The following is a 12,308-nucleotide window of genomic DNA, read 5'->3' as shown; positions in this document are numbered from 1 at the left end:
CGGCATGACCACCTGTGACACGGACCGCCTCACGACGAACGCGCGGCCTCCGCGTCCGGCCGTGACCGTGGTCGGAGGCGGACGCCACCGCCCGGCTCGGGCAGCGCGCGCCGGCGGGTGGCCAGTGTCCAGCCGGCGGCGGTGGCCGCGGCCACCGCGAGGGTGGCCAGCATCAGGGTGGTGTGGGATCCGGCGCTGTCGGCCGCCCGGGCGACCGGGTTGGGTGCGCCGAGCCTGTCGACCAGCCATCCGAGGGCCGACGTGCCGGTGAGCAGCGCGCCGCACACCCGCAGGGTGGGCTGTACCGGCAGCCGCACGATCACCAGCAGCGAGGGCAGGGCGAGGCAGACCAGCAGGAGCTGGACCAGCTCGATGCCGAGGTTGAAGCCGAGGAGGCTGAACACGAGCTGGCCGGTGGACAGATGCATCTCGGCGAGCACGAAGGAGAAGGCCATGCCGTGGCCGAGGCCGAAGACGCCGGCCACGAGCGCTTCGCGGCCCGGGAACAGGGGGCGGATCGCGTGTACGGCGCCGACGAGGATGCTGGCGGCGATGAACGCCTCGACCGGCCGGCTGGGGATCTGCAGGCGACCGAGGGCGGTGGCGGCAAGCGCGACGGAGTGGCCGGCGGTGAAGGCGATCGTGATGCGGCCGATGCGCCCGAGTGCGGCGCGCGCGCCGACCAGTCCGTGCCAGCGTCCCCCGGCGGCCCGCAGCGGTGCGGGCAGCAGCAGGATGAGCAGGAACAGCAGATGGTCGGTGCCGGTGAGGATGTGGTCGCCGCCGAGTTCGACCATGGCGAGGAAGCCGCGCCAGGCGCTGCCGTCGCCGAGGTCGACGGTCAGTGGCGGGACGGTCATGTGCCGGATGTCGAGACGGACGGTGCCGACCTGGGTGGCACCCTCGCCGCTGACCCGGCCGGCGGCCCAGTCCTGCCGTACCGACACCAGCGCCACGTGTGTGACGACCTGATGGACGATCACGTCGTAGTTCAGGGTGAAGTGCCGCACGTCAGCGCCGGCCGGCGGGGTGAGCACGGCCTTGACGATCAGCTCGCGGTACGGGCCGGTGGAGGTCTGCTCGGTGCGGCTGAGGCTCAGCGCGCCGATGCCGACCCGCCATGCCTTGCCCTTGAGGGTGGTCGGGCGGATGTGCTTGCCGAGGTAGGTGCGGATGGCCGTTGCCTTGGCGGGCAGGGCGGACGGTTCGATGCTGGTCAGATCGATCCCGCTGGCCGTGGCGAAGTCACCGACCGGCAGTTCCAGCTGCGCGGTGACCGAGGACTTGTACACGTCGAGCTGGACCACTGAATGCGGCATCGGGTGCGCGGCGGCCGGCGACGCTCCGAGCAGGAGCGCCGCCGGTACCGCGATCGCGATCCCGGCCACCAGGCGAAGTGCTGTGGTCAGCCAGATTCGCGGTCCGGTCATGAGAAGGTGAACTCGCTTCCGTAGTCGCGGGTGTGGTCCCGGTACACGGTGTGGTAGTGGATCTGGTCCCGGAAGACGACGCCGCCCTGGCAGACGAACTCGATCCACACGCCGGGGCCGTCGATGCGCACGTAGTCGCCCTGGGCGTCCAGGCCGGTGCCGCCGGAGTAGCTCACATAGGTCTCGTTCAGCTCACGCTCGTACGTCTTCATGAGCTGATTCGCGGTGGCGTCGTCCACGTTGGCGACCCAGGGGTGGATCGCCTTCAGGACCAGCTTCTTCTGCTTGGGCGTCAGCTCGCTGACCGCGATGCCTTCCTTGGTCTCCGGGAACTGGCCGTCCTCACCCGGGCCGAGGAGCACGTCGCTGTACGACGCGGACAGCTTGGCCTCGGCCAGCTGGTCCGTGCTCAGGCTGCCGGTCAGCGCGAGGAGGCCGTTGCGCTGGGCCTCCAGGGGTGTGTACGTGGTGCCGTCGTCGTCGGTCCAGGTGGTCGGCTCGACCCCGAGGAAGAACGGGCTGGCGCCTGCCACCTTGCCCTTTTTGTAGGTGAGGTTCACGGCGAGGTGGTGGCCGCCGAAGTGCAGCTGCCAGGTGCCGTCCGCCGAGGGGGTGCCCAGGAACGCCAGGAAGTAGTCGCCACTGCCGTAGCTGAAGGTGCCACCGCCGGTGCCGCCGGACGGCGGGGTGCCCGTCGGGGCGTCGGTGGCCGACGAGCTCGGGTCGGCCGAGGCCGACGGGTCCGTCGAAGCGGACGGGTCCGTCGAGGCCGTGCTCGACGCGCTGTCCGTGGGCGCCGCGGACGCGGAGCTGGAGCTGGAGCTGGAGCTCTCCGCCGCGGCGAGCACGTCGTCGGCCTTGATGATCTGCGTGATCTGGTCGTACCCGGTGCCCTTGCCGGACCCTGTGGCCACCTTCAACACCTTCATGGCGGCGGTCAGCTGAGCGTCTGTCAGGGAGCCGAGCTGGATCCCGGGCCGGCAGGACGACCCGCACGGCAGGTTCGACCACGCCGTCGCGTTCGCCTCGGAGAAGTCCAGCAGCACCTCCGCCTGCTGGTCGGCGTCCAGCGTGTTCAGGAACGCGTTGGCAGCGCTGACCACGGCCTCGACGCCGGTGGCATGTTTGTCGACCGGGCGCTTCACGCCTGCGGCCGATTTGTCTGCCGGCACATCCGTCGAGGCGTTTGCCGCAGCAAAGCCGCCACCGACCAGCGCAATTGCCGCGACGGCACCGGCTATGCCCCGCCAAGTCCGTCGTGTGCGTACTCGACGGGTTCTTTCTCTACTCACGAACCACTCCTTTTGAGCCTGGAATGACGTCCCGGCCATGCGGGCAGCGCCCATCGACCGGCCTCGAGATCGCTTGCATCCGTGTAGACAACCGGACGTTTCCCATGGCCAACGGCCGCTCGTCAGCGGCCACGGGCAGGGCTGAAACGCACGACAGGCACCTTGTCGCCCGTCCTACGATTGTTGACAACATTAACAACACTCTTGCCGAAATCTCAATGCACCATCAGATGAACAAAATATTCTCGAGTCGCGCCCGCAGTGCTGTGCGAATTCACGGAATGCGCTTATGGAATTGACAGGCTGCTCTTATCGCGCGAATAGGGTTCCCTGCTATTGCGGAAAGCGAGCGGCAGGCCGGTCGAGCAGGGTTTGCCCTGAAGATTGCCTATACGGACGGGGGCGGAGCCGGCGAGCATCGCCACGAAGGCCGCGTCGTCCAGCCCGAGCCAGAGGATCTCCGACAGGTGCATGTGACCGGGGACGGTCACGAACTGCGGGATCACACCGGTCCTGCGCCGGGCGGCATCGAGCAGGGCGACGGTCTCCGGCAGACGACGAGACCGCCGACCAAGTTCCACCGAACGGCCGTTGTGGGACGTGCGCATGACGTGGCATCAGTAAGCGCGGTCCGCGTACGATCCCCTTCACGTACCTGATCAAGGGGAGCTCATGACTCAGTTGCCGTCGTTGCCGTCGCGGCGTGCCGCGCTACGCGGGCTGGCCGTCGCCGCGGGGGCCGTGGTCATCGGCTTCGACCCGGTCGGCCGGAGTTGGGCGGTGGCCGCGACGGGGTCGGACACCGCGGCGGGCCACGGGCTGGTGGGCCTGCCCCGACTGGACGGCACGCTGCTGACCGACGACGCGTCACTCGCGGCGGACGCGGACGACTTCGGGCACATCGTCCACCGGCGGCCGGTCGCGGTGCTGCGCCCCGGTTCGGTCGACGATGTCGTGGCCATGGTCCGCTTCTGCGACGCGCACGGCCTGAAGGCCGCCCCACGCGGCCAGGGCCACGGCGCGTACGGCCAGGCGCAGGTCGAGGGCGGGCTGGTCATCGAGACGACGCCCCTGGCGGAGATCGGCGCCGTCGGCCCGCAGAGCCGTACGGTCACGGTCGGCGCGGGCGCCAAGTGGAGCGACGTCACCAAGGCAGCCTTGGCCCACGGGCTCACGCCGCCCGTCTTCACCGACTACCTCGAGCTCTCCGTCGGCGGCACGCTGTCCGTGGGCGGCCTCGGCGGCCAGACCCACCACCACGGCGGCCAGGTCGACAACGTCACCGAACTGCGCGTCGTCACCGGTGCCGGCGAACTGGTCCGCTGCTCCCCGACCCGGCACCGCGAACTGTTCCACGCCGTCCTCGCGGGCCTCGGCCAGTGCGCGGTCATCGTCGGCGCCACCATCCGCCTGCTGCCCGCCCCCACGACCGTACGGCACTATCTGCTGCCCTACGACGACCTGAACACCTTCCTCGCCGACCAGCGGCTGCTCGTCACCGACGGCCGCTTCGGCTACGTCGAGGGGCAGGTCGTCGCCGACGCCAACGGCGCCTTCCGCAGCTACGTCCTGGAGGCCGTCTCGTACGACGCGCACCCCGATGACGCCGCGCTCCTGGCGGGCCTGCACCACAACCCCACCGGCGTGCAGACCGCCGATCTCGCCTACTACGACTTCCTCGACCGGATCGCCCCCGCCGTCGCCGCACTCAAGGCAGCCGGCCTGTGGACGTACGCCCACCCCTGGCTCAACCTCCTGATCCCCGGCGACAAGGTCGCCTCCGTCGCCGGCGGCATCCTCGACGCCCTCACACCCGCCGACCTCGGCCCGGGCGTCGTCCTCCTCTACCCGCTGCTGCGCGAGCGCCTGCACACCCCGCTGCTGCGCGTCCCCGACGACCCGGTCCCGTACCTTCTCGCCGTGCTGCGCACCACCCCGCCCGACGACACCGCCACCGTCAACCGGCTGCTCACCGCCAACCGCACCGCGTACGAGGCCGTCCGCGCCGCCGGCGGCACGCAGTACCCGGTCGGCGCCATCCCCTTCGACCGCGCCGACTGGCGCACCCACTTCGGCTCCGCCTGGCCGGCCCTGGCAGCCGCGAAGCGGCGCTACGACCCGCGCGGCGTCCTCGTCCCGGGTCAGGGAATCTTCTGATCGACGGCCGGTCAGCGGCGACGTCCAGCGGTCCGGCTTCGAGGCGTGCGGCGGTTCCCGCGAGGGCGTCCCGCAGTTGCCGCATGGGGCACGGAGCCGTGCACGGTCCGGCCCCCGCCAATGGGGCCGGTACCTCCCGTCCCGCGATCCGGCGGGCCGGCCCGCCGATCATCAGGTACGCCTGCTTGCCCGCCTCGTTGCCCAGCCCCGCACCCACGGTTCCCAGCATCACCGTGGCCGTCGCCAGCGACATGAGCTCCAGCATCCGGCGCTTCCCCGTTCCCACGCGGCGCCTACCGGCGTGACGTGCGCTTCGCCTCGATCAAAGCCGTGTCCTACGAGGTGAGCCGGGCCCGCCGCGATGGCAAGGGGATGGGCAGGATATTGGCAGTCCATGGGGCGACGGCAATCGGTCGTTCAGCCGCCGCTGCCAGCCTGCCGCCCATGAACACTCCCCGCATGGGACTCCCTGACCGGCTCGCCGACACGCTGAGCATGCCCGAGCAGCACGAGTACCTCCGCAGCGCCTTCTCCCGGCGCGGTCTGCTGCGCGGTGGCGCGGTAGCCGCGGCAGGCGTCACCCTGGCCGGCGGTGGCGGTGCCGCGGTGGCCGCGACGCCCACGCTCGTGACGGGATCCGCCACCGCCGACGTGGACGGTTCGCTGGTGGCGCCGTTCGGGCGGCACCTGGCCTACGGGGCCGATCCGCGTACGCAGATGCGCGTGTCGTGGCAGGTGCCGCTGCCGGTGCGCAGGCCCTTCCTGCGGATCGGCCGCAGTCCCCTCGACCTCAGCCACCGGATCCCGGCCGAGGTGCGCGACCTGTTCACGCCGACGGGCATCGGCAAGAGCGCCGACATCGACCAGTACTACGTGCACGCGGCGCTGGACAACCTGAGCCCCGGTACGACGTACTACTACGGCGTCGGCCACGACGGCTTCGACCCCGCGGATCCCGGCGCCGCGCACACCGTGTACTCCTTCACCACCGCTCCCCGGGCGTACAGCACCCGGCCCTTCACGTTCACCGCCTTCGGCGACCAGAACCCCGGCTACACGTCGATCGGGCTCAACGCGCTGGTCCAGGCGCAGAACCCGGCGTTCCACCTGCACGCGGGCGACATCTGCTACGCCGAGGAGACCGGCCACGGCCTGCCCGGGGACGCGGGCAACTACGACGCCCGCCAGTGGGATTCGTTCCTGGCCCAGATCGAGCCGCTGTCGAGCCGGGTGCCGTGGATGGTGGCGTTCGGCAACCACGACATGGAGTCCTGGTACTCGCCCAACGGGTACGGCGGCAACGAGGCCCGCTTCACCCTGCCGGGCAACGGTTTCGACCCCGCGTCGGCGCCCGGCGTCTACTCCTTCGTCCACGGCAACGTGGGCGTGGTGTCGGTCGACGCCAACGACGTCTCGTACGAGATCCCCGCCAACATCGGCTACACCGGCGGCCGGCAGACCGCCTGGCTCGACCAGCGGCTCGGCGAGCTGCGGGCCCGCGCGGACGTGGACTTCATCGTCGTCTTCCACCACCACTGCGCCTTCTCGACCACCAGCTCCCACGCCTCCGAGGGCGGGGTGCGCGAGCAGTGGGTGCCGCTGTACGAGAAGCACCAGGTGGACCTGGTGGTCAACGGCCACAACCACGTCTACGAGCGCACCGACCCCGTCGTCCAGGACAAGGCCGTACGGGCCCTGCCCATCGGCGGCACCCACGAGCCGGCACGTGGCGGCGTGGTGTACGTGACGGCGGGCGCGGGCGGTGAGAGCGTGTACAGCTTCCCGGTCGCCGACAGCTACGAGGGCCACGAGGACGAGGTCGACTCGGTGCCCACGTACTGGACGGGCAAGGACGGCAAGGTCACCGAGAACGTCGACTGGTCCCGGGTCCGTTACACCGGCTACTCGTTCATCCGCGTCGACGTCGCCCCCGCCACGCCCGGCCGCACGGCGACCCTCACCGTGCGGGCCCTGGCCGCCACCGGCGCCGAGGTCGACCGGTTCACGGTCTCGCGTACGGCGGCCGGACGGCACTGAACAGATGTCCTTGCCCCGGTCCGTCGCGCGCCATGGTGGCATCGCGCATGGGGGCTGTGCGCGATGCTTCCGGGCGCTGCCGCCCTGCTGTGGGCGGTCGATGGGTTCACCGCCCTGCCCACGGCAGTGGCGGAGGAGCGGGGGTTTGCCTCGGCGGTCCCGTGCACCGCGGCCGGAGCACATGCCGACCAGGCGGACTGCCTGCGTACCGTACGAGCCACCGTGACGGGGACAGTGATCCAGAGCTCCGGGCGAGAGCAGACGTACCGGCTCGAACTGTCGGGCCCCGCTCCGGCATCCGGCTCGCTCGACACGACCCCATTGGTGACCCGAATATAGACACCGCTCTGGCGCTGGGTTCACTGGCCTGCGGATCGTACCTACTGGGCGCTGGCGGCGTGGCCGGCCTGTCTTGTCGGCGTCGGGTGGGGAGGGCCGGTGGCGGTGGCCTGGCTGGTGATGCCGGCGGTGATCGGGCGGATCGTTGTGGCGCGGGGGCGCGACGCATGGCGCCGCTGAGCATGGCTTCAGCCGGCGGCATTCCCCAGTATTCGTTGCGGCGTGATCCGGACCGTGACGCGTATGACCTCGGGCGGCAGCTGCAGATACTCCTCACCGGCACCTGGACCCTCGTACTTCTCAGCCAGCGAAACGGCCACCTGGCGACCGGCGTCCTCGGTGACCGTGGCCAGGCCGCGCACCTCGACATACTGGAGCGGATCATCCCGGTCGTACACGCTCAGACTGGCCCGGGGATCACGTCGCAGATTCTTCTCCTTACGCCGACCGGCCTGCGTGGAGATGAGCAGGTCATCGCCATCTGTTCCCACCCAGACCACCGAGGTCTGCGGGCTCCCGTCCGGGTTGATCGTGCCGAGGACCGCGGGGTTGGGGCCGTCGAGGATCTTCCGCGCGGCTTCGCTCAACGAAATGGGCATGATCGAGAGGGTAGGCCCGCCGTTCCCGGGCGTCGACCCATATCGGTCCTGGAACCGTCCTTCCAGCCCCACACCCCCTCAACTGCCCAGTACCGGACCGCTGCGGCGCGAAGGAGCAGTCAAAAGGTCTGCCCTTTGTATTGTTAGCTATCTCACACATTTGTTCGCGTCCAATGGCTTGCCCGTTATCGACCGTTGTCGATCTCCCGCCATCGGCGGACGCCCGGCGCAGCCCGCCCCACCCCCGTACGCAGCCGAAACGTCACCGACGGGGGTGCCGCGGACACCAGTTGTAGTCGCGCGGCCTGCGCGCGTAACAAAGCTCCCGCCATAAAAGGGCGTTCGGTGCGCATCCCGGACGGCTTGACCCCTGTCGTCAGGCTCGGTTACATACCAACCCAACCGCGCGGTGGGCACGGTCGCCCGCCACGATTCCACAGGCGTCCGGCATGTCCGCCGTACTTCCACCACCCCTAGCCCCTGTTGGCATGCCCGCATGCCCGCATGCCCAGCCGGTCCGCCCGACGCACGACGCGCCGCCCTGGAAAGGAATCCGCCGGTGCTCCAGCCCCAAGCCGCAGTTCCCGCCGTTTGCCGCGCCACTGGACGCCGGAGGGGGCGGTGAGCGGGCGCCGGGGCAGGTCCGTGCACAAGAGAGCCGGTACGGCCCGCAACCGCAGCATCCGGGGCTCGCTGATCGCGCTCGCGCTGGTCCCGGTGATAGCCCTGACCGCGCTGTGGGCGAGTGGCTCCGCCGTGCTGCTCAACCAGTGGCTGCAGTCCGACGAAGCCACGAAGGCCTCGAAGACCACCTTCGCCCTGGTGCCCGTCATGGCCGAGCTCCAGAAGGAGCGTCAGCAGACGATCGTCCGGCTGGCGTCGGACGGGAGCCGCTCCGCTCTTGCCACCCAGCGGCGCCGGACCGATGCCGCGCTCACCGCCTTCCGCCGGACCGATGCCGTCTCCGGCGGTGACGGGTCGGCACAGTACCTGGCCGGGCTCGCGACCGTACGAAAGCAGCTCGACGGACTGACCGCCGAACGGGCGGCGGTCGACAGCGGGAAGGACACCCGGCAGCACGCCTACGCCGCGTACTCCGCCACCGTGCTGTCCGCGCTGAACCTGTTCGGCACGCTGAGCAGCACCGACGGTGACATCGCCACCAAGGCCAGCCATGCCCTGGCGTTCTTCCGCGCGACGGAGGCGCTGTCGCAGGAGAGCGCGGTCCTCGCCGGAGTCGCGCAGTCCGGGCGGCTGAGCACCCAGGAGCGGGCCGGCCTGACGTCCGCGTCGGCAGTACGCGACTACATCCTCACCAACCAGGTGGCGCCGTACGTGCCCGCGGACACGCAGGCCGCGCTGGAGAAAGTCATGGACGGCCGGGACTGGGCGGCCCTGACCGCCTTCGAGGCGGCCATCCCCACCGCGGCCAAGGCGCACGACGGCACCATCACCGTCCCCCGGGTCCCGGCGGCCAGGGCTGCGGCCCCGGACCGCGTGGCCGTGGCGGTGCAGGGCGTGCAGAACCAGTACCTGGCGCTGGTCATGGAAGAGGGTACGGACAGCACCGACACGCTGTTCTCCAGAGTGATGCTGGGCAGCGCCCTCGCGCTGGTCGCGGTGCTCGCGGTCACGGTGATGTCCTTCCGCATCGCGCGATCGCTCATCGGCCGCATGTCCAGCCTGCGAAGGGCGACACTGGAGCTGGCCCAGGACCGGCTGCCGGAGCTGGTCACCAGGCTGCGCACCGAGGGCAACCGGGCCGACCTCGACGATCTGCCCGAACTCGACTACGGGTCCGACGAGTTGGGGAAGGTCGCCGAGGCCTTCAACGCCGCCCAGCGCACCGCCGTGACCGTCGCACTGGAACAGGCCGAGCTGCGCGAGGGCGCGCGGCTGGTGTTCCTCAACATGTCCCGCCGCACGCAAGTCCTGGTGCACCGCCAGCTCACGGTGATCGACGCCATGGAGCGCAAGGAGCAGGACCCGGAGCTCCTCGCCGACCTCTACACCGTCGACCACCTCGCGACCCGCATGCGGCGCAACGCGGAGAGCCTGACCGTCCTGTCCGGTGCGACCCCGCGACGCCGCTGGAAGCATGCGGTGCCGCTCGGCGACGTACTGCGCAGCGCGGTCTCCGAGATCGAGGGCTACGCCCGTGTGGTGGTCGAGCCGATGCCGCCGGTCGCGGTGACCGGACCCGCGGTCGGTGACACGATCCATCTCATGGCCGAGCTGATCGAGAACGGCGTGGCCTTCTCCCCGCCGCACACCGAGGTACGGGTGCGGGTGCTGCCGGTTGCGCAGGGCATGGCTGTCGAGGTGGAGGACCGGGGCCTCGGGCTGTCGGAGCAGGAGTACGCGACGGCCAACGGACTCCTGCACAATCCGCCGGACTTCAGCTTCACCGCACTGGGCGACGACCCCCGCCTCGGGTTGTTCACCGTCGGCCACCTCGCGCACCGTCACGGAATCACCGTCACCCTGCGACCCTCGTCGTACGGCGGGTCGATGGCCGTCGTCGTGCTCCCGCAGGTCCTGACCGAGGAGGTCGCCGGCACCGCGCCGCTGCCGTTGGAGACCCGGGCCGACCGCCACCTCGCCCCCGTCGCGAGTCCGGCTCCGGCCGGGGTGACGGCCAGCGGGATGCCCATACGCTCCCGTACGGTGCCGCGCCCCGGCGCCGGCCAGGCCCCTGCGGCCCCGGCGGTCCCGGCGGTTCAGGCCCCCGTCCAGCCCCCGGTCCCCGCTCCCTCCCCGGGCCACCGCACCGGCGGCGCAAGCCGCCTCCCGCGCCGGGTCCGGCAGACCCACCTCGCGCCGCAGCTCCTGGAGGGGCACGGCGCCCCGGCCCGGGGCCACGCCCCGGCGCAGGAGGAACGCCGACCGGAGCAGGCACGCTCGATGCTCGCCGCCCTCCGGGACGGCACCCGCCGGGCCCGCGCCGAGGAAGAGGTCCCCCTTCCCGACTGGCCCCCGACGCCGCCCGAGCAGCGTCCGCTCACCACCCGCCCCCGTCCGACAAGGAACACCCCATGACAGCGACCAACACCACGCAGAGCGGGCTGGCTTGGCTCCTGGACGGCCTGATCACGCGGATCCCGGAGACCCTGCACACGATCGTGCTGTCCGAGGACGGTCTGCTCGTCGGCGCCTCCGAGGGGCTGGCCCGCGAGGACGCCGAGCAGCTCGCGGCCATCGCCTCGGGCCTGCAGTCCCTGGCCCAGGGCACCAGCCGCCACTTCGGCGGGGGCCGGGTGCAGCAGACCGTCATCGAGATGGACGATCTCTTCCTGTTCGTCACCACCGCGGGCGACGGCGCCCGGCTCGCCGTGCTCGCCACCTCGGCGGTGGACGTGGCCACCGTCGCCTACGAGATGACGATGCTCGTCCGGCAGGTCGGTCAGTTCCTCAGCGCCGCCCCGCGCTTCCCCGAGTACCGGCTTCCCATCCCATCGGACGGGGGTGAGCATGGATGAGGCACTGGTCTCAGGAAGACCCCTGGTCGGATGAGAACGCCGGCCCTCTCATCCGCCCCTACACACTGACCGGTGGCCGGACCCCGCCGGCCCGCACCGGCATCGAACTGATCTCGCTGGTCAGCACCATCCGGCCGCCCACCCGCGCCGACCGGCTGCAGCCCGAGCAGCACCGGTTGCTCGCGCTGTGCCGCACCCCGACGGCCCTGGTGGAGATCGCCGCCCGGCTCGACCTGCCCATCGCCGTGGTGCGGGTGCTGCTCGGCGACCTCCTGGACCACGAACTCGTATCCGTCTCCTCACCCTCCGCGGCCGGGATCCCCGACGCCCGTTTCCTCCAGGCAGTGATCGATGGCATTCGCAGACTCTGACCCCGGCCCGACCACCCTTGCCCCCAACGCGACAGCGGCCAAGATCCTGATAGCCGGTGGCTTCGGAGTCGGCAAGACCACCCTGGTCGGCGCGGTCAGCGAGACCGTGCCGCTGCGCACCGAGGAGCTCATCACCGAAGCCAGCGTCGGTGTCGACGACATGGTCGGCATCGAGCAGAAGTCCACGACGACGGTCGCCATGGACTTCGGCCGGATCACCCTCAGCTCCGCGCTCGTGATCTACCTCTTCGGCGCACCCGGCCAGGACCGCTTCTGGTTCATGTGGGACGACCTGTCCCGCGGCGCCCTGGCCGCGATCGTGCTGGCCGACACCCGTCGGCTGGACCAGTGCTTCGCATCCGTCGACTTCTTCGAGCTCCGCGGCATCCCCTTCGCCGTCGGCGTCAACTGCTTCGACGGCCGCTGCGACGAGGACCCGGACGAGATCCGCGCCGCGCTCGACCTCTCCCCCCACGTACCGCTGGTGCTGTGCGACGCCCGCGACCGCGAGTCGGTCAAGTCGGTGCTGATCACGCTGCTCGAACACGTCATGCGGGGACTGGAGGCCGAGGTCTCAACGGCCCAGCAGACGGTGTAGGCGCTC

At 70.9% G+C, this 12,308-nt stretch carries 10 protein-coding genes; 6 read left to right on the top strand and 4 right to left on the bottom strand.

What is annotated here, in order from left to right; translation table 11 throughout:
• Positions 1 to 29 precede the first annotated feature (29 nt).
• The 3 genes from OG607_RS43075 to OG607_RS43065 all read right to left on the bottom strand — a co-directional run bounded on the left by OG607_RS43075 (position 30) and on the right by OG607_RS43065 (position 3,330).
• The gene (locus OG607_RS43075; protein WP_405735569.1) at positions 30 to 1,430 is read right to left on the bottom strand and encodes a HupE/UreJ family protein; all 1,401 of its coding nucleotides are present in this window, start codon (positions 1,428 to 1,430) and stop codon (positions 30 to 32) included.
• A complete protein-coding gene (locus tag OG607_RS43070; RefSeq protein ID WP_405735567.1) occupies positions 1,427 to 2,575 on the bottom strand; it encodes a DUF3500 domain-containing protein in 1,149 nt (382 codons plus the stop codon). The genes OG607_RS43075 and OG607_RS43070 overlap by 4 nt, the downstream gene beginning before the upstream one ends.
• 434 nt (positions 2,576 to 3,009) lie before the next feature.
• Positions 3,010 to 3,330: a hypothetical protein gene (locus OG607_RS43065; RefSeq protein WP_405735565.1), complete on the bottom strand. Its 321-nt coding sequence runs from the start codon at positions 3,328 to 3,330 to the stop codon at positions 3,010 to 3,012.
• A gap of 64 nt (positions 3,331 to 3,394) precedes the next feature.
• On the opposite strand from OG607_RS43065, the gene OG607_RS43060 reads away from it, so the two are divergent.
• On the top strand, positions 3,395 to 4,879 hold the full coding sequence (locus tag OG607_RS43060; RefSeq protein WP_405735563.1) for an FAD-binding protein: 1,485 nt from the start codon (positions 3,395 to 3,397) through the stop codon (positions 4,877 to 4,879).
• Positions 4,880 to 5,338: 459 nt separating this feature from the next.
• Entirely contained in the window at positions 5,339 to 6,916 is a 1,578-nt protein-coding gene (locus OG607_RS43055; protein ID WP_405735561.1) for a purple acid phosphatase family protein, read from the top strand.
• A 527-nt stretch (positions 6,917 to 7,443) separates the two neighbouring features.
• On the opposite strand, the gene OG607_RS43050 is transcribed toward OG607_RS43055, so the two are convergent.
• Positions 7,444 to 7,854: a PPOX class F420-dependent oxidoreductase gene (locus tag OG607_RS43050; RefSeq protein ID WP_405735559.1), complete on the bottom strand. Its 411-nt coding sequence runs from the start codon at positions 7,852 to 7,854 to the stop codon at positions 7,444 to 7,446.
• A gap of 645 nt (positions 7,855 to 8,499) precedes the next feature.
• Here OG607_RS43050 and OG607_RS43045 point away from each other — a divergent pair.
• From OG607_RS43045 to OG607_RS43030, 4 genes are read left to right on the top strand one after another with little or no spacing between them, the layout of a single operon-like run.
• The gene (locus OG607_RS43045; RefSeq protein ID WP_405735557.1) at positions 8,500 to 10,893 is read left to right on the top strand and encodes a nitrate- and nitrite sensing domain-containing protein; all 2,394 of its coding nucleotides are present in this window, start codon (positions 8,500 to 8,502) and stop codon (positions 10,891 to 10,893) included.
• A complete protein-coding gene (locus OG607_RS43040; RefSeq protein ID WP_405735555.1) occupies positions 10,890 to 11,333 on the top strand; it encodes a roadblock/LC7 domain-containing protein in 444 nt (147 codons plus the stop codon). Before OG607_RS43045 ends, OG607_RS43040 begins: the two co-directional genes overlap by 4 nt.
• On the top strand, positions 11,330 to 11,704 hold the full coding sequence (locus tag OG607_RS43035) for a DUF742 domain-containing protein (protein WP_405735553.1): 375 nt from the start codon (positions 11,330 to 11,332) through the stop codon (positions 11,702 to 11,704). Before OG607_RS43040 ends, OG607_RS43035 begins: the two co-directional genes overlap by 4 nt.
• A complete protein-coding gene (locus OG607_RS43030) occupies positions 11,685 to 12,302 on the top strand; it encodes a GTP-binding protein (protein WP_405735551.1) in 618 nt (205 codons plus the stop codon). Before OG607_RS43035 ends, OG607_RS43030 begins: the two co-directional genes overlap by 20 nt.
• The last annotated feature ends 6 nt before the right edge of the window (positions 12,303 to 12,308 follow it).

The organism is Streptomyces sp. NBC_01537 (assembly GCF_045040445.1).
Taxonomy (GTDB): domain Bacteria; phylum Actinomycetota; class Actinomycetes; order Streptomycetales; family Streptomycetaceae; genus Actinacidiphila.
Note: the sequence above shows the minus strand (reverse complement) of the source record. Positions and strands in the feature narration are given on the sequence as shown.

What these genes read in the sequence shown, in the direction of transcription:
- OG607_RS43055 (WP_405735561.1), top strand. Translation starts at nt 5,339, where the DNA reads ATGGGACTCCCTGACCGGCTCGCCGACACGCTGAGCATGCCCGAGCAG.
- OG607_RS43065 (WP_405735565.1), bottom strand. Translation starts at nt 3,330, where the DNA reads ATGCGCACGTCCCACAACGGCCGTTCGGTGGAACTTGGTCGGCGGTCT.
- OG607_RS43035 (WP_405735553.1), top strand. Translation starts at nt 11,330, where the DNA reads ATGAGGCACTGGTCTCAGGAAGACCCCTGGTCGGATGAGAACGCCGGC.
- OG607_RS43040 (WP_405735555.1), top strand. Translation starts at nt 10,890, where the DNA reads ATGACAGCGACCAACACCACGCAGAGCGGGCTGGCTTGGCTCCTGGAC.
- OG607_RS43050 (WP_405735559.1), bottom strand. Translation starts at nt 7,854, where the DNA reads ATGCCCATTTCGTTGAGCGAAGCCGCGCGGAAGATCCTCGACGGCCCC.
- OG607_RS43075 (WP_405735569.1), bottom strand. Translation starts at nt 1,430, where the DNA reads ATGACCGGACCGCGAATCTGGCTGACCACAGCACTTCGCCTGGTGGCC.
- OG607_RS43030 (WP_405735551.1), top strand. Translation starts at nt 11,685, where the DNA reads ATGGCATTCGCAGACTCTGACCCCGGCCCGACCACCCTTGCCCCCAAC.
- OG607_RS43060 (WP_405735563.1), top strand. Translation starts at nt 3,395, where the DNA reads ATGACTCAGTTGCCGTCGTTGCCGTCGCGGCGTGCCGCGCTACGCGGG.